At 64.8% G+C, this 18,926-nt stretch carries 17 protein-coding genes; 6 read left to right on the top strand and 11 right to left on the bottom strand.

The genetic code is table 11. The features are described 5' to 3' along the window. Window positions 1-3: 3 nt before the first annotated feature. A complete protein-coding gene (gene lnt / locus KSS93_RS06400; RefSeq protein WP_217887591.1) occupies window positions 4-1,521 on the top strand; it encodes an apolipoprotein N-acyltransferase in 1,518 nt (505 codons plus the stop codon). Window positions 1,522-1,665: 144 nt separating this feature from the next. On the opposite strand, the gene KSS93_RS06395 is transcribed toward lnt, so the two are convergent. Together KSS93_RS06395 and KSS93_RS06390 are read right to left on the bottom strand one after the other, a co-directional pair. After that, window positions 1,666-2,427, bottom strand: coding sequence for a YdcF family protein (locus KSS93_RS06395; protein WP_217887590.1), 762 nt, complete (start codon window positions 2,425-2,427; stop codon window positions 1,666-1,668). Between the two features lie 124 nt (window positions 2,428-2,551). Then, on the bottom strand, window positions 2,552-2,866 hold the full coding sequence (locus KSS93_RS06390; RefSeq protein ID WP_217887589.1) for a hypothetical protein: 315 nt from the start codon (window positions 2,864-2,866) through the stop codon (window positions 2,552-2,554). A gap of 240 nt (window positions 2,867-3,106) precedes the next feature. Here KSS93_RS06390 and leuS point away from each other — a divergent pair, with 240 nt between their 5' ends. The 5 genes from leuS (at window position 3,107) to KSS93_RS06365 (ending at window position 9,186) form a co-directional block, all read left to right on the top strand. After that, window positions 3,107-5,713, top strand: coding sequence for a leucine--tRNA ligase (gene leuS, locus KSS93_RS06385; protein ID WP_217887588.1), 2,607 nt, complete (start codon window positions 3,107-3,109; stop codon window positions 5,711-5,713). Between the two features lie 60 nt (window positions 5,714-5,773). After that, window positions 5,774-6,379 carry an LPS-assembly lipoprotein LptE gene (locus tag KSS93_RS06380; protein ID WP_217887587.1) on the top strand — a complete coding sequence of 202 codons (606 nt, stop codon included), beginning with the start codon at window positions 5,774-5,776 and terminating at the stop codon, window positions 6,377-6,379. A 37-nt stretch (window positions 6,380-6,416) separates the two neighbouring features. Then, entirely contained in the window at window positions 6,417-7,454 is a 1,038-nt protein-coding gene (gene holA, locus KSS93_RS06375) for a DNA polymerase III subunit delta (RefSeq protein ID WP_217887586.1), read from the top strand. Window positions 7,455-7,646: 192 nt separating this feature from the next. Continuing rightward, complete coding sequence (arfA, locus tag KSS93_RS06370) at window positions 7,647-7,811, top strand: alternative ribosome rescue factor ArfA (RefSeq protein WP_217887585.1); 165 nt, start codon at window positions 7,647-7,649, stop codon at window positions 7,809-7,811. 61 nt (window positions 7,812-7,872) lie between these two features. Then, complete coding sequence (locus KSS93_RS06365; RefSeq protein WP_217887584.1) at window positions 7,873-9,186, top strand: lytic murein transglycosylase; 1,314 nt, start codon at window positions 7,873-7,875, stop codon at window positions 9,184-9,186. Window positions 9,187-9,326: 140 nt separating this feature from the next. Here the strand turns inward: KSS93_RS06365 and KSS93_RS06360 are convergent, their stop codons facing one another. The 9 genes from KSS93_RS06360 to mrdA form a co-directional block, all read right to left on the bottom strand. Further along, window positions 9,327-10,265 (bottom strand): S66 peptidase family protein, encoded by a 939-nt coding sequence (locus KSS93_RS06360; RefSeq protein WP_217887583.1) that lies wholly within the window; start codon window positions 10,263-10,265, stop codon window positions 9,327-9,329. A 137-nt stretch (window positions 10,266-10,402) separates the two neighbouring features. Then, complete coding sequence (gene lipA / locus KSS93_RS06355) at window positions 10,403-11,419, bottom strand: lipoyl synthase (protein WP_225917299.1); 1,017 nt, start codon at window positions 11,417-11,419, stop codon at window positions 10,403-10,405. A gap of 2 nt (window positions 11,420-11,421) precedes the next feature. Beyond that, window positions 11,422-12,069: a lipoyl(octanoyl) transferase LipB gene (lipB, locus tag KSS93_RS06350; RefSeq protein WP_217887582.1), complete on the bottom strand. Its 648-nt coding sequence runs from the start codon at window positions 12,067-12,069 to the stop codon at window positions 11,422-11,424. Continuing rightward, complete coding sequence (locus tag KSS93_RS06345; RefSeq protein WP_217887581.1) at window positions 12,069-12,344, bottom strand: DUF493 domain-containing protein; 276 nt, start codon at window positions 12,342-12,344, stop codon at window positions 12,069-12,071. Before KSS93_RS06345 ends, lipB begins: the two co-directional genes overlap by 1 nt. Window positions 12,345-12,417: 73 nt before the next feature. Beyond that, window positions 12,418-13,578, bottom strand: a complete 1,161-nt coding sequence (locus tag KSS93_RS06340; RefSeq protein WP_217887580.1) for a D-alanyl-D-alanine carboxypeptidase family protein — start codon at window positions 13,576-13,578, stop codon at window positions 12,418-12,420. 271 nt (window positions 13,579-13,849) lie between these two features. Continuing rightward, a complete protein-coding gene (locus KSS93_RS06335; protein ID WP_217887579.1) occupies window positions 13,850-14,848 on the bottom strand; it encodes a septal ring lytic transglycosylase RlpA family protein in 999 nt (332 codons plus the stop codon). After that, the gene (gene mltB / locus KSS93_RS06330; protein ID WP_217887578.1) at window positions 14,849-15,859 is read right to left on the bottom strand and encodes a lytic murein transglycosylase B; all 1,011 of its coding nucleotides are present in this window, start codon (window positions 15,857-15,859) and stop codon (window positions 14,849-14,851) included. A 17-nt stretch (window positions 15,860-15,876) separates the two neighbouring features. Further along, on the bottom strand, window positions 15,877-16,980 hold the full coding sequence (gene rodA / locus KSS93_RS06325; RefSeq protein ID WP_217843511.1) for a rod shape-determining protein RodA: 1,104 nt from the start codon (window positions 16,978-16,980) through the stop codon (window positions 15,877-15,879). A gap of 38 nt (window positions 16,981-17,018) precedes the next feature. Continuing rightward, window positions 17,019-18,917: a penicillin-binding protein 2 gene (gene mrdA, locus KSS93_RS06320; RefSeq protein WP_217887577.1), complete on the bottom strand. Its 1,899-nt coding sequence runs from the start codon at window positions 18,915-18,917 to the stop codon at window positions 17,019-17,021. Window positions 18,918-18,926: the final 9 nt, after the last annotated feature.

The following is an 18,926-nucleotide window of genomic DNA, read 5'->3' as shown; positions in this document are numbered from 1 at the left end:
GACATGCGCTGGATTTCCCGCCCCGGCTGGCCCGGTAACCTGCTGGCCCTGGCGGCCGGCGCCTCCACCCTGCTGGCCCTGGCGCCCTTCGGTATCTGGCCGCTGGCGCTGTTGTCGATTGCCCTGTTCTACGCCGGCCTGCGTACGCTGAGCCCGCGCCAGGCGCTGGCCCGCGGCTGGTGTTTCGGCTTTGGCCTGTACGGCGCCGGCACCTGGTGGATCTACGTCAGCATGAACACCTACGGCGGTGCCTCGCCGCTGTTGGCGATCCTGCTGCTGGTGGCGTTCTTTGCCTGCCTGGCGTTGTTCTTCGCCCTGCCCGCCTGGCTGTGGGCACGCTGGCTGCGCCGCGATGAGGCGCCGCTGGCCGACGCGCTGTGCTTCGCCGCCCTGTGGCTGTTGCAGGAAGCCTTCCGCGGCTGGTTCCTCACCGGTTTCCCCTGGCTTTACGCCGGCTACAGCCAGCTGGACGGGCCGCTGGCCGGGCTCGCGCCAATCGGTAGTGTATGGCTGGTGTCGTTTGCCCTGGCCCTGAGCGCCGCGCTGATCTGCAACCTGCCGCGGCTACGCGCACGCCCGTCTTTCCTGGCTGCAGGGGCTGTTTTGCTGCTGGCCCCCTGGGGCATCGGCCTGGCACTGAAGGGCCACGCCTGGACCAAGCCCGCCGGCGATCCACTCAAGGTCGCTGCCTTGCAAGGCAACGTCGAGCAGGACCTGAAATGGGACCCGGCCCACGTCAATGCGCAGCTGGCGCTGTACCGCGACATGAGCTTCAGCTCCAAACCCGTCGACCTGCTGGTCTGGCCGGAAACCGCAGTACCGGTGCTCAAGGACCAGGCCCAAGGTTACATCGACATGATGGGCACCTTTGCCGCCGAACGGCACTCGGCGCTGATCACCGGGGTACCGGTGCGCCAGGAAGTTCGTCACCAGCGCCGCTACTTCAACGGCGTCACCGCCACTGGCGAGGGCGACGGCACCTACCTCAAGCAAAAGCTGGTGCCGTTCGGTGAGTACGTGCCGCTGCAGGACATGCTGCGCGGGCTGATCGAGTTCTTCAACCTGCCGATGTCGGACTTCGCCCGCGGCCCCGAAGACCAGCCACTGCTGCAGGCCAAGGGCTACCAGGTCGCGCCGTTCATCTGCTACGAAGTGGTTTACCCCGAGTTTGCCGCCAGCCTGGCCGCGCGCAGCGACCTGCTGCTGACCATCAGCAACGACACCTGGTTCGGCAAGTCGATCGGCCCGCTGCAGCACCTGCAGATGGCCCAGATGCGCGCCCTGGAGGCCGGCCGCTGGATGATCCGCGCCACCAACAACGGGGTCACCGCGCTGATCGATCCGTTCGGCCGCATCACCACGCAGATCCCGCAGTTCGAACGCGCGGTGCTGTACGGCGAGGTGGTGCCGATGCAGCAACTGACGCCTTACCTGCAATGGCGCTCGTGGCCACTGGCGATCGTCTGCACGTTGCTGCTGGGCTGGGCACTGCTGGCGCGCCGTATCGCCAGTACCGTCTGAACGCGCGACACCGCCCCTGTAGGAGCGGCCTTGTACCGCGAAAGGGCTGCACAGAAGCCCCCGGCATCACAACACTGCCCTGGGGCCGCTCTGCGGCCCTTTCGCGGCACAAGGCCGCTCCTGCAGTTTCGTAGGCACCTGAGCTCAATAGAACAGCCGATACCCCACCAACCCCACCGCCTCGTTCAACAACTGCGCGTTCTGCCACAGCGCCCGGCTTTCCGGAATCAACCCGGCAAACGGCCGCGCATGGTCGCGCCCGAGAAAGCCCACCGGCGCGGTGACCACCTCGAACCCGGCGCGCTCGAAGCTCCAGCGCGCGCGCTGCATGTGCCAGGCCTGGGTCACCACCACCACGCGGCGAACACCCTGCGGCAACAGCAGCGCCGCGCTCATCTCGGCGTTCTCCCAAGTAGTGCGGCTGGCCTGCTCCTTCCACTTCACCGTCACGCCGAAGTCCTGCTGCAGGCGGTCGGCCATCAGTTGCCCTTCGCTGGGCGGGGTGCCGTAGTGCAGGCCGCCACTGGTCAACACCGGCAAGCCCGAGGCCTTGGCTAACGCAGCGGCATAACGCATGCGCTCCAGCGCCATATAGCTGGGCTGGTCGGCGCCATCCCAGGCCGGGTCGCCGCGCTCACGCCCGGCCCCCAGCACCACGATGGCATCGGCGCGGGTCGCAAGGTTCGCCCAGCCGCCAGCGGCCAGGGCCGGCTCTGTTTCCAGGCGCCGCGCGGCCTGTTCCACCACCAGCGGCAGGCTCATCAGCAGCAACCCGCCTAGCCCCAGGCAAAAGCAACCGAGGGCCAGCCGCGGGTGGCGCAGGCGCAACCACCAGGCCGCCAGCAGCAGCAAGATCAGGATGCCCGGTGGCATCAACCATTGTTTGATGAAAAAACGCAGCGGCATTGCACACCCTCCTGGAAGGCATGCAGCCTATGAGGAACGGCGCCGGGCCTCAAGGGGTGGCCGGCGCCGGACACTGCAGGGTATTGAAAAACCGGCGCGAAACCCGCGCCTGCAACCTGAACGGCTAACGGGATGACAGCGTCCTGGCGCTTGCTGGGGCGGTGTTGCGCTTGCGGTCCTTCAGCCAGATGATCCGGGCCGAGGACGGTTCCGGTTGCGGGTAAGCACCGGCGCTGGCATGCCGGCCTTCCGGGAGGGTTTCCAGGTAGGCCTTGATCACCTCGAACTCCGCATGGCTCAGGCCACGCAATTCCAGCTCGGCAGGCATCTCGTCGCGCAATCGTACCGAGGTTCTGGCCTCTTCCAGTGCCAGGCCCAGGCGGTCGATCAGGCGTTCATAAAGCTCCGGTTTGTTAACGGTAAGTTGCGACTCTCCCATCCGTACACCTCATTGAAGGTCAGAATATCTCCCCCCACAAATGAGCTTAGCGGCGCTGCAAAAAGCAGCCGAACGCCGCGACCAACGGCCCGCGCGCCGGGTGGCGCAATCTAAGGTTTCCCACGATACACAGCGCTCATGTATGCTACGGCGTTCACTCTATCGACACCGCAGTGCCGGTCGCAGCGAGCTTGCCCGGCCTGTGAACAGGGTCTTTTCTCTCTCAGTAAAAAAGTAGCCATGCACGAACAATACACGCCCCGTGATATCGAAGCCGCCGCCCAGTCTTTCTGGGACGAGCAACAGTCGTTCGCTGTTACCGAACAGCCAGGCAAGGACACCTACTACTGCCTGTCGATGTTCCCGTACCCGAGCGGCAAGCTACACATGGGGCACGTGCGCAACTACACCATCGGCGACGTGATTGCCCGCTACCAGCGCATGCTGGGCAAGAACGTCCTGCAGCCGATGGGCTGGGACGCCTTCGGCATGCCGGCAGAAAACGCCGCCATGAAGAACAACGTCGCACCGGCCAAGTGGACATACGAAAACATCGACTACATGAAGACCCAGCTCAAGAGCCTGGGCCTGGCCATCGACTGGGCGCGTGAAGTCACCACTTGCAAGCCGGACTACTACCGCTGGGAACAGTGGCTGTTCACCCGCCTGTTCGAGAAAGGCATCATCTACCGCAAGAACGGTACCGTGAACTGGGACCCGGCGGACCAGACCGTGCTGGCCAACGAGCAGGTCATCGACGGCCGCGGCTGGCGTTCGGGTGCGCTGATCGAGAAGCGCGAAATCCCGATGTACTACTTCCGCATCACCGACTACGCCGACGAGCTGCTGGAAAGCCTCGACGAGCTGCCGGGCTGGCCTGAACAGGTCAAGACCATGCAGCGCAACTGGATCGGCAAGTCCCGCGGCATGGAAGTGCAGTTCCCCTACGACGTGGCCAGCATCGGCCACGAGGGCACGCTGAAGGTCTTCACCACCCGCCCCGACACCCTGATGGGCGCCACTTATGTGGCGGTCGCCGCCGAGCACCCGCTGGCCACCCAGGCCGCCCAGGGCAACGCCGCGCTGCAGGCCTTCATCGAAGAATGCAAAGGCGGCAGCGTTGCCGAGGCCGACATGGCCACCCAGGAGAAGAAGGGCATGCCCACTTCCCTGTTCGTGCAGCACCCGCTGACCGGCGAGAAACTGCCGGTATGGGTCGCCAACTACGTGCTGATGCACTACGGCGATGGCGCTGTGATGGCTGTGCCGGCCCACGACGAGCGCGACTTCGAGTTCGCCCGCAAGTACCAGCTGCCGGTCAAAGCCGTGGTGCGCACCAGCGCTGGCGATGAAGTCGGCAGCGAGTGGCAGGACGCTTATGGCGAGCATGGCCAGCTGATCAACTCCGGCGAGTTCGACGGCCTGGACTTCGCCGGCGCCTTCGACGCCATGGAAGCCGCGCTGATCCGCAAGGAGCTCGGCAAGTCGCGCACCCAGTTCCGCCTGCGCGACTGGGGCATCAGCCGCCAGCGCTACTGGGGCTGCCCGATCCCGATCATCCACTGCCCGTCCTGCGGCGACGTGCCGGTGCCGGAAGACCAGTTGCCGGTCACCCTGCCGGAAAACGTGGTACCGGACGGCGCGGGCTCGCCACTGGCGCGCATGCCCGAATTCTATGAGTGCACCTGCCCGAAATGCGGCACTGCGGCCAAGCGCGAAACCGACACCATGGACACCTTCGTCGAGTCGTCCTGGTACTTCGCCCGCTACGCCTCGCCCAACTACGAAGGTGGCATGGTCGACCCGAAAGCGGCCAACCACTGGCTGCCGGTAGACCAGTACATCGGTGGTATCGAGCACGCCATCCTGCACCTCTTGTATGCGCGTTTCTTCCACAAGCTGATGCGCGACGAGGGCCTGGTCACCTCGAACGAGCCGTTCAAGAACCTGCTCACCCAGGGCATGGTGGTCGCCGAAACCTACTACCGTGTGGCCAGCAACGGCGGCAAGGACTGGTTCAACCCGGCCGACGTCGAAATCGAGCGTGACGCCAAAGCCAAGATCATCGGCGCGCGCCTGAAGACCGACGGCCTGCCGGTCGAGATCGGCGGCACCGAGAAGATGTCGAAGTCGAAGAACAACGGCGTCGACCCGCAGTCGATGATCGACCAGTACGGCGCCGACACCTGCCGCCTGTTCATGATGTTCGCCTCGCCACCTGACGCCAGCCTTGAGTGGTCCGACTCCGGCGTCGAAGGCGCCAGCCGCTTCCTGCGCCGTGTCTGGCGCCTGGCCCAGGCCCACGTGGCCCAAGGCCTGCCAGGCCAACTGGACAGCGCCGCGCTGAGCGATGAGCAGAAGGTCATCCGCCGCGCCATTCATGCTGCGATCAAGCAGGCCAGCACCGATGTGGGCCAGTACCACAAGTTCAACACCGCCATCGCACAGGTGATGACCGTGATGAACGTGCTGGAAAAGGCCCCGCAAGCCACCGCCCAGGACCGCGCCCTGCTGCAGGAAGGCCTGGAAGCCGTGACCCTGCTGCTGGCCCCGATCACCCCGCACATTTCCCACGAGCTGTGGCAGCAACTGGGCCACGACCAGGCGGTGATCGACGCCAACTGGCCGAGCGTTGACGAAAGCGCGCTGGTGCAGGACACCGTGACCCTGGTGGTCCAGGTCAACGGCAAGCTGCGTGGCCAGGTGGAAATGCCTGCCGCCGCCAGCCGCGAAGAGATCGAGGCAGCCGCGCGCAACAACGAAAACGTCCTGCGCTTCACCGACGGCCTGGCCATCCGCAAGGTCATCGTCGTGCCAGGCAAACTGGTCAACATCGTCGCCAATTGATGGCAGCGCCCGCCCACGCATGTGGGCGGGCGTATCTGGCCCACGAGGGAGCTACACAACATGATCAAACGCAATCTGCTGGTAATGGGCCTTGCTGTGCTGCTCAGCGCCTGCGGTTTCCAGATGCGCGGCACCGGTGGCAACGAAATGTCCATCCCCGAGATGAACCTCACTGCCCGCAACGCTTACGGCGAACTCGTCACCCAACTGCGCCGCACACTGCAAAACAGCGGCGTCAAGGTGCACAAAAGCGCGCCGTATACCCTGGTGCTGGCCCGTGAGCAGGAAGACCAGCGCGCAGCCACCTATACCCGCGCTTCGCGTTCGGCAGAGTACGAGCTGAGCACTACCCTTGAGTATGTGATCAAAGGCCATAACGATACCGTACTGCTGCAGGACCAACTGGAAGTCCGTCGCTACTACGTGCGCGATGGCAACAACGTCACCGCCAGCAGCCAGGAAAGCGAACAGATCCGCAAGGAATTGCGTCGCGATCTCGTCCAGTCGATGATGATCCGCCTGCAACAGATCACCCCTGCCCAGCTCGAGGAGCTGCAAGCCAAAGCCGACGAGCGCGCCAAGGCCGAAGCCCGTGCCCAGCAAGAAGCCCAGCGCATCCAGGACGAGACGCCTCAGCAATCGCCCCTGGAAATCCCGGCTCAGTGAGCCTGAACGGGGCACCTGAGGTGCCCCGCCTGCCCCTATGAAACTCGCCCCCGCCCAACTCAACAAGCACCTGCAAGGCCCGCTGGCGCCGGTCTATATCGTCAGCGGCGACGACCCACTGCTGTGCCAAGAGGCTGCCGACGCCATACGCGCTGCGGCGCGCCAGCAAGGCTTCGACGAACGCCAGGTGTTCAGCGCCGATGCCAACTTCGACTGGGGCAACCTGCTGCTGGCCGGTGCCAGCCTGTCGCTGTTCGCCCAGCGCCGTCTGCTGGAGCTGCGCCTGCCCTCGGGCAAACCCGGCGACAAGGGCGCCGCCGCGCTGATGGAGTACTGCGCCAACCCGGCAGAAGACACCCTGCTGCTGATCAGCCTGCCCAAACTCGACGCCAGCGCGCAAAAGACCAAATGGGGCAAGGCGCTCATCGAAGGGCCGCAGTGCCAGTTCATCCAGATCTGGCCGGTGGATGCCCAGCAACTGCCACAGTGGATCAACCAGCGCCTCTCTCAAGCCGGACTGTCCGCCCAGCGCGACGCCGTCGACCTGATCGCCGCCCGGGTAGAGGGCAACCTGCTGGCCGCGGCCCAGGAAATCGAAAAGCTCAAGCTGCTCGCCGACGGCAACCAGATAACCGTCGAAACGGTGCAGGCGGCAGTGGCCGACAGCGCCCGCTTCGACGTGTTCGGGCTGGTCGATGCCATCCTCAACGGCGAGGCCGGGCATGCTTTGCGCATGCTCGAAGGGCTGCGTGGCGAGGGTGTCGAACCCCCGGTAATCCTCTGGGCCCTGGCCCGTGAGCTGCGCCTGCTGGCGGGGCTTGCGCAGCAGTTCAGCCAGGGCGTGCCGCTGGACAAGGCGTTCAGCCAGGCCCGCCCACCGGTGTGGGACAAGCGCCGCCCGCTGGTGAGCAAGGCCCTGCAACGCCTGTCGGCGCAGCGCTGGGCCATGCTGCTGCAGGATGCCCAGCGTATCGACGCGCAGATCAAGGGCCAGGCCGAGGGCTCGCCCTGGACCAGCCTGGCGCGGCTGTCGCTGCTGATGGCCGGGCAGCGCTTGGCCTTGCCCGCAGAATGACCTTGCCCTTGCAGGAGCCGGCTTGCCGGCGATGAGGCATTCAGGAGATCGACGGCACCGGCTGCGCCGGTGATCGCCGGCAAGCTGGCTCCTACAGGTCGTGCGCATCCACCATAAATACAATCAATTGGCCGCTGTGAGCTCACAGGCTTACAGTGCCGCCCGAAATTCATCCCCACCTGGGAATCTGCCATGAGCAAAAAAGCAAAGCCGAACGGCCCCAACAAGGCCAAGTCCATCGTCGCCCAACCCCTGTTCCGTTGCCGCCAGGAACGGGCCGGAAAAGGCAAAGGCAGCTACCGCCGCGAAGCCTTCCAATCGAGAGATTGGGAGGCTTCCTGCTTTATGGCGGCATGAAAGGCATGAAAAGCGCAGGCATGGTATGGTCGGCACCTGACCTGAAATTCTGGATCTGTGCATGCCCTCTCGTCTCACTCTGCGCTGGCAACCTCGCCAGCTGATCGCCGCCAGCAGCTTCATCCTCTTGGTCGCCTGCGCGGAAAAGCCCACCGCCGCCGACGCCCTGCCGCTGGCTCCTGCCCAGCCCGCCCCAGTGGTTACCCTGCCCGGCAGCACAGCCGACGTCAGCACCGAAATCCAGCCCCTGCAAACCTTCGCCCAATGGCAGGCAGGCTTCCGTCAGCAAGCCTTGCAAGCCGGCATCGACGCCAACCTGTTCGACCGCGCCTTCCTCGGCGTCACCCCGGACATGGACGTGATCAAGGCTGACCGCAGCCAACCCGAATTCGCCCGCCCGGTCTGGGAATACCTGGACGGCGCGCTGTCGCCGCTGCGGGTGCGCAACGGCAAGAAACTGCTCGAGCAAAACGCCGAACTGCTGACCCGCATCGAGCAACGCTACGGCGTCGATCGCCAGGTGCTGGTGGCGGTGTGGGGCATGGAGAGCAACTTCGGCCAGTTCCAGGGCAACAAGTCGGTGATCCGCTCGCTGGCCACCCTGGCCTACGAAGGCCGTCGCCCGCAGTTCGCCCAGGACCAACTGATCGCCGCCCTGCAGATCCTGCAAAATGGCGATATCCAGCCCGATGCCATGCGCGGCTCCTGGGCCGGGGCCATGGGCCAGACCCAGTTCATCCCCACCACCTACCTCACCCACGCGGTGGACTTCGACGGCGACGGCCGCCGCGATATCTGGGGCAGCACCCCGGATGCCCTGGCCTCCACTGCCCACTACCTGCAAAGCTCGGGCTACAAGCGTGGCCAGCCCTGGGGCTTCGAGGTGCAGGTGCCGGCAGGCTTCGACTGGTGGCTGGCCGACGGCAGCCAGCGCAAGAGCGTCAGCGAATGGATGCAACTGGGCGTGACGCTGCCCACCGGCACGCAACTGCCGGCCAACAGCAGCCAGCTGTCTGCTGCCCTGCTGCTGCCGGCCGGCGCCCGTGGCCCGGCGTTCCTCGTACTGGACAACTTCCGCGCCATTCTCAAGTACAACAACTCGTCGTCCTACGCCTTGGCGGTCAACCTGCTGGGTGACCGCTTCTCCAACTGGGGCTTCATTGCAGGCAGCTGGCCGAAAGACGACCTGCCACTAAGCCGCAGCGAGCGTATCGAGTTGCAGACCCTGCTCAATGCCAATGGGCATGAGGCGGGCAACCCGGACGGCATTATCGGCGCCAACACCCGCAAGGCCATCCGCAACGCGCAGCAGGCGCAGGGCTGGCCGGCCGATGGCTACCCGACGCACAAGCTGCTCGACAGCCTGCGGCGCTGAAAACGTATCCCCTGTAGGAGCGGCCTTGTGTCGCGAAAGGGCTGCGAAGCAGCCCCAGAAATTTGTGCATTAATGCTGAAATCGGGGGCCGCTTTGCGGCCCTTTCGCGACACAAGGCCGCTCCTACAGGGGATTGGCCTTCAGGCCTTGAACAAGTCCTGCTGCAATACCAGCTCCTGCCGATCGGCATTCAACGTGACCTGCGCCCCTAGCGGCAGGCACACATTAGGGTCGCAATGCCCGCTGCGCCACCCGGCCAGCACCGGTACCCCGAGCGGGGCGAAGATGTCCTGCAACAGGGGCGTCATGGCAGCCACCGTGATCCCGGCAAAATCCCCCACCAGCACACCCTTGACCCCTTCCAGCTTGCCCGCAAGGCGCAACTGGGTCAGCAGGCGGTCGATGCGATACAGCGGCTCGTTGACGTCCTCGATGAACAGGATGCAGCCCTGGGTATCGATCTCGGCCACGGTGCCCTGGGTCGCCCCCAGCATGGACAGGTTGCCGCCCATCAGCCGGCCACTGGCCACGCCAGGCAGCACGGTGGTCAGCGCATAGGCCGCCGGGTGAGCGATGCGCGCGCCCGCCCCGAGTTGCCCGCCCAGCTGCTCCAGCAGCGAGCTGACGGTCGGTTCCAGCTTGCCACCGAGCAGGTCGGCGTTGAGCATGCCGCCGTGGAAGGTCACCAGCCCGGTATGCCGGTTGATGGCCGTGTGTAGGGCGGTGATGTCGCTGTACCCCACCAACGGCTTGGGGTTGCGGCGAATCAGCTCGAAGTCGAGCCCATCGAGCAGGCGCATGCTGCCGTAACCGCCACGCATGCACAGGATGGCGTCGATAGCGGGGTCGGCGAAGGCGTCGTGCAGGTCCTGCAGGCGCTGCTGGTCGCTGCCGGCCAGGTAGCCCTGGGCCTGGTTCACCCCTGGGTAGAGGCGGCACTGGTAGCCGCGCCGCTCAAACCAGCCCTGCACCTTGCCGGCATCCAGCCGGGCCGGGCCTGCCGGGGCGACGATGGCAAAACGGGCGTTTTTCGGCAGCGCGCTCAACAGCGGCGTGTCGAGGGTTTCTGGGCAGTTCATCGGGCAACTCCTTGCAAGTTCAGGCGCGACAGCCTGGCCTACGGCATCGCGCCTGACCACGGGGAAACACTCCCCCAAAAACAAAAATGCCGATGCCGCCTCTCAGCGCGCACCGGCATGTTCATCTCAAGCCCCTGTCAGAGCTTGATCTTGGCTTCGTGCGCCTGCTGGTCGGCGTGGTACGACGAACGCACCAGCGGGCCCGAGGCGACGTTCTTGAAGCCCATCTTGTAACCTTCCTCGGCGAACCAGGCGAAGGTGTCCGGGTGCACGAAGCGCTGCACCGGCAAGTGGCTGCGCGACGGCTGCAGGTACTGGCCGAGGGTGAGCATGTCGATATCGTGCTCGCGCATGCGGTGCATGACCTCGATCACCTCTTCGTCGGTTTCGCCCAGGCCCAGCATCAGGCCGGACTTGGTCGGTACGTGCGGGACCATTTGCTTGAATTTTTGCAGCAGGTCCAGCGACCAGTCGTAGTCCGAACCCGGGCGCGCGGCCTTGTACAGGCGCGGTACGGTTTCGAGGTTGTGGTTGAATACGTCCGGCGGGGTCTGCGCGGTGATCTCCAGGGCCACGTCCATACGGCCGCGGTAGTCCGGCACCAGGGTTTCCAGCTGCACGCCCGGCGACAGCGCGCGGATTTCGCGGATGCAGTCGGCAAAGTGCTGGGCGCCACCGTCACGCAGGTCGTCGCGGTCCACCGAAGTGATCACCACGTACTTCAGGCGCAGGTCGGCGATGGCCACGGCGAGGTTTTTCGGCTCGTCCAGGTCCAGCGGCTTCGGCCGGCCGTGGCCGACGTCGCAGAACGGGCAGCGACGGGTGCAGATGTCGCCCATGATCATGAAGGTGGCAGTACCACCGGAGAAGCACTCGCCCAGGTTCGGGCAGGAGGCCTCTTCGCAAACGCTGTGCAGCTTGTGCTTGCGCAGCAGTTGCTTGATGCGGTCGACTTCCGGCGAAACCGGAATGCGCACGCGGATCCAGTCGGGCTTTTTCGGCAGCTCTTCGGTGGGGATGATCTTCACCGGGATGCGCGCGACTTTTTCGGCGCCGCGCAGCTTGACGCCGGCTTCCACTTTTTTCGGGGCCGCACGCGAGGTGACGTCTTGCGTCGGGATCAGGTTCGGCACGGCTTCTTGCACAGTTGTCATATTCAGTCGATTCCGCCCGTGAGGGTCGTCTGCTCAGCATAGTCGAGGTGCTTGACCAGCTGTCCGCGCAGCCTTGTCCTGACCTCGTCGAGTTCGATCGGGCCTGCCAGGTCACGCAGCTGGGTCATGGCCAGCCCCGCATACCCGCAGGGGTTGATTCGGCGGAATGGCGCAAGGTCCATGTCCACGTTCAGGGCAAGGCCGTGGAACGAACGGCCGTTGCGAATTCGAAGGCCAAGTGACGCGATCTTCGCGCCATCGACATAGACACCCGGCGCATCGGCCTTGGCTGCAGCCTGCACGCCGTAACTGGCCAGCAGGTCGATCAGCGTACGCTCGATGCGGCTGACCAGTTCGCGCACGCCAAAGCCCAGGCGGCGCACATCCAGCAGCAGATAGGCGACCAGTTGGCCGGGGCCATGGTAGGTGACCTGACCGCCGCGGTCGGTCTGCACCACCGGGATGTCGCCGGGCACCAGCAGGTGCTCGGCCTTGCCGGCCTGGCCCTGGGTGAACACCGCCGGGTGTTCCACCAGCCAGACCTCGTCTTGCGTATCCGGGCCGCGTTGCTCGGTAAAGCGGCGCATGGCCTCCAGCACCGGTTCATAGGGCTGCAGGCCAAGTTCGCGAATACCGAGGCAAGCGCTCATCACAGCACCATTTTCACGATGCCGGTGGCACGCAGGGCGCTGTTGATGTCGTGCAACTGGTCTTCACCGGTGGCAACGATGTGCAATTGCACAGTGGTGTACTTGCCTTCCTTGCTCTGGCGCTCGGCCAGCGTCGACAGGTCGACCTTGGCGTACTTGCTGAGGATCTCGATCACGGTGTCACGGAAACCGACAACGGTATCGCCGATCACCTTGATCGGGTAGTCCTCGCAGGGGAATTCGATCTTGTGCGACTTGACGTCTTCTTCGCTCATGGCGGTAACGGCCTCGTAAGCCGTGGCAGCAGCAATGCCCCCGCCTGGTTCACGGGGGCATGCAGGTCACGTATCAGTTGAACAAACCGTAGAAGAACAGGCGGATGCTGTCCCACATACGGCGCAAGATACCACCTTCTTCGACGCCGTCGAGGGCGATCAGGTCGGCGCTATGAACCACTTTCTCGTCCAGTTTGACTTCCACTTTACCGATCACGTCACCTTTGGCGATGGGTGCGGTCAGTTGCGGGTTCATGGTCATCGAAGCCACCAGACGTTTAAGCTGGCCTTTAGGCAGGGTCATGGTCAGGTCGTTGGCCAGGCCCGCTTTAACCTGCGAGGTTGCGCCCTTCCATACCGGCGCCTGGGTCAGCTCGGTGCCCTTCTGGTAGAAGGTCTGGGTTTCGAAGAAGCGGAAGCCGTAGGTCAGCAGTTTTTGCGTTTCGGCAGCACGGGCCTGTTCGCTGTTGGTGCCGAAGACCACCGCCACCAGACGCTGGCCGTCACGCACGGCCGAGGCCACCATGCAGTAGCCGGCTTCTTCAGTGTGGCCGGTTTTCAGACCGTCGACGGTCTTGTCACGCCACAGCAGCAGGTTGCGGTTAGGCTGCTTGATGTTGTTCCAGAAGAACTCTTTCTGCGAGTAGATCGCGTAGTGAGCCGGGTCTTCGTTGATGATCGCGCGTGCCAGCAGGGCCATGTCGTGGGCCGAGGAGTAGTGCTCCGGGTTCGGCAGGCCGGTCGGGTTCATGAAGTGGCTGTTGCTCATGCCCAGGTCAGCGGCGGTCTTGTTCATCATGTCGGCGAAGGCGTCTTCGCTGCCGGCAATGTGCTCGGACAGGGCGACCGATGCGTCGTTGCCGGACTGGATGATGATGCCGTGCAGCAGGTCGCTGACGGTAACCTGGCTGCCGACCTTGATGAACATGCGCGAACCGCCGGTACGCCAGGCGTTTTCGCTGACGGTCACCGGGTCGTTCTCGCCGATCTGGCCACGACGGATGTCCAGGGTGGCGATGTAGGCGGTCATCAGCTTGGTCAGGCTGGCTGGCGGCAGGCGCTCGTCACCGTTGTTCTCGACCAGCACGTTGCCGCTGGACGCGTCCATCAGTACATAGGACTTGGCGGCCAGTTGTGGTGGTGCCGGCATCATCTGCTCTGCTGCGAAGGCAGCAGGCGTGATCATCAGCAGAACGGGCAGGCAAAGTCGTTTGGCAAGGTTGGTGATGTTCATCCGTCTCTCGTAAATCGCTAATGGTCTGATGTTCCGTGGGCCACTTCGTGTGCCCGACGCCCCGTCAGTCTGGTTATACGGCCAATGGCCTGGCCCATATAAGGTGCGGCGTAATGCCGCTATGGGCAAAGGCGGGCATTGTACATGGCAAAGCCCGGCAATTCATGAACAAACCGACAGGTCGGCGTGCTCTGCTTCGCGGGTAAGCCCGCTCCCGCAGCGATCGAAAAACCCTGTGGGAGCGGGCTTGCCCGCGATAAATGCAACGCGGTCAGTCAGTGACAACCTTGGCCTGCCCCAGGTTCGCCAGGCGAATGCTGTCCTGGGCCTGCTGGATCTCGCCCTGGCTGTTGATCGGCCCCAGGCGCACGCGGTGCAGGGTCTGCTGGTTACGCACGATGGAGCTGATGAACACCGGGGCACTGACCATGGTGCTGAGCTTGGAGCGCAGCAGTTCGGCGGCGTCCGGGTTGGCGAAGGCGCCCACCTGCAGGAAGCTGCCGCCGGCGCTGGCCGGCACGTTATTGCCCGACACCTGCACCGGCACCACCGGCGCTGCGTGCTGCTGGGCCGGCGGGGTCCATTGCTCGACCCGGCCGGTGCTGGCGGCAACCGGCTGGGCCTGGGCCACCTGCGGCTCCTTGAGCATCAGCGGCGGCTGCTGGCCACGCTCGGCCCACCACTGCTGCGGGTCGATACCCTCGACCCGCACATGGGCGGTGCCGATCTCGGCGTAACCGAGCTTTTTCGCTGCGGCGTACGACAGGTCGATGATGCGGTCGGAATAGAACGGGCCACGGTCGTTGACCCGCAGGATCACGCTGCGCCCGTTGGCAAGGTTGGTCACCCGCACGTAGGCCGGCAGCGGCAGGGTCTTGTGCGCCGCGCTCATGCCGTACAGGTCGTAGAGCTCGCCGTTGGCGGTGTTCTGGCCGTGGAACTTGGTGCCGTACCACGACGCGGTGCCCTCGGCGCGGTAGTTGCGCGAGTCCTGCATCGGGTAGTAGGTCTTGCCCAGCACCGTGTATGGGTTGGCCTTGTAGTTGCCGGTGTGCACGGTCGGGGTGGCATCGGGGATCTTGTTGACGTCGACATCCCACCAGGGCGCGCCATCCTTGTGCGCACGGTTGATGTCCAGGCCCGGCTGCGAACGCACCACATTGCCGCCGCTTTGTGACGGCGGGCGGCTGGACGAGCAACTGGCCAGCACCAGGCCAACGGCCACGCAGGTCAGCAATTTGAAGCTATTGGCTGTGAAGAACTCGCGCATTTATTTGACGCCCCGTGCCTGAACCAGCTGTTCCGATAGCTGATGCACCGCCATGGCATACATCACGCTGCGATTGTAGCGAGTGATCGCGTAGAAATTCTTCAGGCCCATCCAGTACTCAGGGCCGTTTTCGCCTTCCAGGCGGAAGGCGGTGACCGGCAGATCATCGCGCAGCGCATCATGACTCGACCAGCCCAGCGCCCGCAACTGCGCGACCGTCTTGACCGGCTCGATACCCGTGGTCAGTCCCTCGTCGGCGCGCTCGCCACGCACCATGGCGCGGCTGACTACCGGCTCCCCGGCCACCCAGCCGTGGCGCTTGAAGTAGCTGGCGACGCTGCCGATGGCATCGTCCGGGTTGTTCCAGATATTGATGTGGCCGTCGCCGTCGAAGTCCACCGCGTAATTACGGAAGCTGCTCGGCATGAACTGCGGCAGGCCCATGGCGCCGGCGTAGGAGCCCTTGAGCGTCAGCGGGTCGAGCTGTTCTTCACGGGCCAGCAAAAGGAATTCGCGCAGCTCCTTGCGGAAGAACTCGGCCCGTGGCGGGTAGTCGAAGCCCAGGGTCGACAGCGCATCGATCACCCGGTAGTTGCCGGTGTTGCGCCCGAAGAAGGTCTCGACGCCGATGATCGCGACGATGTACTGCGCCGGTACGCCGTATTCCTGCTCGGCGCGGGCCAGAACGGCTTCGTGCTGGCGCCAGAAGTCTACGCCGCGGGCGATGCGCGCGTCGGTGATGAACATCGGGCGGTACTCTTTCCACGGCTTGACCCGTTCGGCCGGCCGCGAAATGGCGTCAAGTATCGCCTGCTTGCGCTGCACCTCGCGGAACACGCCCATCAGCTGCTCACCGGCAAAGCCGTAGTCACGGGTCATCTCGCCGACGAACTCGGCCACCTGGGGCGAGCCGTCGTAATCCCCGGCCGTGGCCTGCTGGACAGCGCCGAACAGGCTTACCGCGCCGAGCCACGGCGCACAACGGGCAGCCCAGTTACGCACTGCTTGCATGAAATTCTTCACCTTTTTCAAACCTGCGCGATCCATTTGCGGTGCGTGTGGATCGACATCAAAACGCCAAACGCTGACAGCAGCGTCACCAACGAAGTTCCGCCATAGCTGATGAAGGGCAGCGGCACGCCCACCACGGGCAGAAGGCCGCTGACCATCCCGATATTGACGAACACGTAAACAAAGAAGGTCATGGTCAGGCTGCCCGCCAGCAGCTTGCCGAACAGGGTCTGTGCCTGGGCGGTGATCATCAGGCCGCGGCCGATCAGCAGCAGGTAGATGATCAACAGCAGGCAGATGCCCACCAGGCCGAACTCCTCACCCAGCACGGCGATGATGAAGTCGGTGTGGCTTTCGGGCAAAAAGTCCAGGTGCGACTGGGTGCCCAGCAGCCAGCCCTTCCCGAACACCCCGCCCGAGCCGATCGCCGCCTTGGACTGGATGATGTTCCAGCCGGTACCCAGCGGGTCGCTTTCCGGGTCGAGGAAGGTCAGCACCCGTTGCTTTTGATAGTCGTGCATGACGAAGAACCACATCGCCACCGCCACCGGTACCGCCGCAGCGATCACGCTGATGATCCAGCGCCAGCGCAGGCCGCCCATAAACAGCACAAAGGCGCCGGAGGCGAGAATCAGCAGTGCGGTGCCAAGGTCGGGCTGGCGCACGATGAGGATGAACGGCACGCCGATCAGCACCAGGCTGATGGCCACGTGCTTGAGGTGCGGCGGCAAGGTGCGCTTGGACAGGTACCAGGCGATGGTCGCCGGCATGATGATCTTCATGAACTCCGAGGGCTGGAAGCGAATCACCCCGGGGATGTTGATCCAGCGCGTGGCGCCCATGGCGTTGTGGCCCATCACGTCCACCACCACCAGCAGCAACACCCCGGCCAGGTACGCCAGCGGCACCCAGCGGGCCATGAAGCGCGGCTCCAGCTGGGCGATGATGAACATCGACACCAGGCCGATGCCGAACGAGCTGGCCTGCTTCATCAGCAGGTCCCAGTTCTTGCCGCTGGCCGAGTACAGCACGAACAGGCTGCCGGCGGCGAGGGTCAGCAGGATGAGCAGCAAGGGGCCGTCGACATGGATGCGCTGCAGGAAGCTGGCGCGCCTGCGCATCACGTCCTCGCTGGAGAGCATGCGATCGAAATTGTTCTTCACGGGGCCGTTTCCTGAGCGACTGTGGCGGTGCCGGGCTCTGCCTTGAGCAGGCCGTTCTCGTCGAGCAGCCAGGCATCCATGACCTGACGCATCACGGGGGCAGCGACACGGCCACCCGCCTCGCCGTTTTCGATCATCACCGAGATCACGATCCTGGGGGCCTCGGCAGGCGCAAAGCCAACGAACAGGGCATGGTCGCGGTGACGTTCCTGGACCTTGTTGCGGTCGTACTTCTCGCCCTGCTTGATGGCCACCACCTGGGCGGTACCGCTCTTGCCGGCAATGCGGTACTGCGCACCGGCGGCGGCGGCCCGCGCGGTACCGCGGGCGTTGTGCATCACCTGTTCCATGCCATGGGTGACCTTGTTCCAGTCGGACGGGTCGCGCAGCACGATGTCGTCGATGGGGTTTTCGTCCACCGGGGGCTGGCCCTCGATGGTCTTGGCCAGGTGCGGGCGCATCCACTTGCCTTTGCTGGCGATCAACGCGGTGGCCTGGGCCATTTGCAACGGTGTGGCCTGCATGTAGCCCTGGCCGATGCCGAGGATCAGCGTTTCGCCCGGGAACCAGGCCTGGCGGCGGGTGGCGCGCTTCCATTCGCGGGTCGGCATCAGGCCTGCGGACTCCTCGAACATGTCCAGCGCCACTTTTTGCCCCAGGCCGAAGCGGTTCATGTAGCTCGACAGCCGGTCGATGCCCATCTTGTGCGCCAGGTCGTAGAAGTAGGTGTCGTTGGAGCGCATGATCGCCAGGTCCAGGTCGACCCAGCCGTCACCGCTGCGGTTCCAGTTACGGTACTTGTGGTCGTAGTTGGGCAGCTGATAGTAGCCGGGGTCGAACACCCTGCTGCTGGCGTTGACCACGCCGCTGTCCAGGCCGGCGATGGCCACCGCCGGCTTGATGGTCGAACCCGGCGGGTACAGGCCACGCAGCACGCGGTTGAACAGCGGGCGGTCGATCGAGTCGCGCAGCTCGGCATAGGCCTTGAAACCGATGCCGGTGACGAACAGATTGGGGTCGAAGCTTGGCTGGCTGACCATCGCCAGCACCTCGCCGGTGCGCGGGTCCAGCGCCACGATGGCGCCACGCCGCCCGCCCAGGGCCTGCTCGGCAGCCTCCTGCAACTTGATGTCGAGACTCAGCACAATGTCTTTGCCGGGCTTGGGGTCGGTGCGCTTGAGCACCCGCAATACCCGCCCGCGGGCGTTGGTCTCGACCTCTTCGTAGCCCACCTGGCCGTGCAGCTCGTCCTCGTAGAAGCGCTCGATGCCGGTCTTGCCGATATGGTGGGTGCCGCTGTAGTTCACCGGGTCCAGTGTCTTCAGCTCTTTTTCGTTGATCCGCCCCACATAGCCTACCGAGTGAGCGAAGTGCGCACCCTGCGGGTAGTGGCGCACCAGTTGCGCAGCCACCTCGACGCCCGGCAGGCGGAACTGGTTCACCGCAATGCGGGCGATCTGCTCTTCGTTGAGCTCGAACAGGATCGGCACCGGTTCGAACGGCCGGCGCCCCTGCTTCATGCGTTTTTCGAACAGCGCACGGTCGTCGGGGGTCAGTTCCAGCACCTCGACGATCACATCCAGCACTTCCTGCCACTTGCCGGGGTTGCCGGCCCGCTCGCGGGTCATCACCAGGCTGAAGCTGGGCCGGTTGTCGGCGACGATCACCCCGTTGCGGTCGAAGATCAGCCCGCGGGTCGGCGGAATCGGCTGCACATGCACCCGGTTGTTCTCCGACAGCGTCGAGTGGTAGTCGTACTGGATGACCTGGAGGAAATACAGCCGCGCAATCAGCACGCAGATCAGCAGCATGATCGCCACAGCGCCCACGACGACGCGGTTACGCACCAGGCGGGCGTCTTTCTCGTGGTCCTTGAGGGGGATCTGCTGCGGCATCGGCGGGCT

The organism is Pseudomonas xanthosomatis, assembly GCF_019139835.1.
Lineage (GTDB): Bacteria > Pseudomonadota > Gammaproteobacteria > Pseudomonadales > Pseudomonadaceae > Aquipseudomonas > Aquipseudomonas fakonensis.
This window is presented reverse-complemented; position numbering and strand designations above follow the sequence as displayed.

Bases quoted from the DNA above. Each gene is read 5' to 3' on its own strand.
- lnt (WP_217887591.1), top strand. From the start codon at position 4: ATGCGCTGGATTTCCCGCCCCGGCTGGCCCGGTAACCTGCTGGCCCTG.
- KSS93_RS06395 (WP_217887590.1), bottom strand. From the start codon at position 2,427: ATGCCGCTGCGTTTTTTCATCAAACAATGGTTGATGCCACCGGGCATC.
- KSS93_RS06390 (WP_217887589.1), bottom strand. From the start codon at position 2,866: ATGGGAGAGTCGCAACTTACCGTTAACAAACCGGAGCTTTATGAACGC.
- leuS (WP_217887588.1), top strand. From the start codon at position 3,107: ATGCACGAACAATACACGCCCCGTGATATCGAAGCCGCCGCCCAGTCT.
- KSS93_RS06380 (WP_217887587.1), top strand. From the start codon at position 5,774: ATGATCAAACGCAATCTGCTGGTAATGGGCCTTGCTGTGCTGCTCAGC.
- holA (WP_217887586.1), top strand. From the start codon at position 6,417: ATGAAACTCGCCCCCGCCCAACTCAACAAGCACCTGCAAGGCCCGCTG.
- arfA (WP_217887585.1), top strand. From the start codon at position 7,647: ATGAGCAAAAAAGCAAAGCCGAACGGCCCCAACAAGGCCAAGTCCATC.
- KSS93_RS06365 (WP_217887584.1), top strand. From the start codon at position 7,873: ATGCCCTCTCGTCTCACTCTGCGCTGGCAACCTCGCCAGCTGATCGCC.
- KSS93_RS06360 (WP_217887583.1), bottom strand. From the start codon at position 10,265: ATGAACTGCCCAGAAACCCTCGACACGCCGCTGTTGAGCGCGCTGCCG.
- lipA (WP_225917299.1), bottom strand. From the start codon at position 11,419: ATGACAACTGTGCAAGAAGCCGTGCCGAACCTGATCCCGACGCAAGAC.
- lipB (WP_217887582.1), bottom strand. From the start codon at position 12,069: ATGAGCGCTTGCCTCGGTATTCGCGAACTTGGCCTGCAGCCCTATGAA.
- KSS93_RS06345 (WP_217887581.1), bottom strand. From the start codon at position 12,344: ATGAGCGAAGAAGACGTCAAGTCGCACAAGATCGAATTCCCCTGCGAG.
- KSS93_RS06340 (WP_217887580.1), bottom strand. From the start codon at position 13,578: ATGAACATCACCAACCTTGCCAAACGACTTTGCCTGCCCGTTCTGCTG.
- KSS93_RS06335 (WP_217887579.1), bottom strand. From the start codon at position 14,848: ATGCGCGAGTTCTTCACAGCCAATAGCTTCAAATTGCTGACCTGCGTG.
- mltB (WP_217887578.1), bottom strand. From the start codon at position 15,859: ATGCAAGCAGTGCGTAACTGGGCTGCCCGTTGTGCGCCGTGGCTCGGC.
- rodA (WP_217843511.1), bottom strand. From the start codon at position 16,980: ATGCGCAGGCGCGCCAGCTTCCTGCAGCGCATCCATGTCGACGGCCCC.
- mrdA (WP_217887577.1), bottom strand. From the start codon at position 18,917: ATGCCGCAGCAGATCCCCCTCAAGGACCACGAGAAAGACGCCCGCCTG.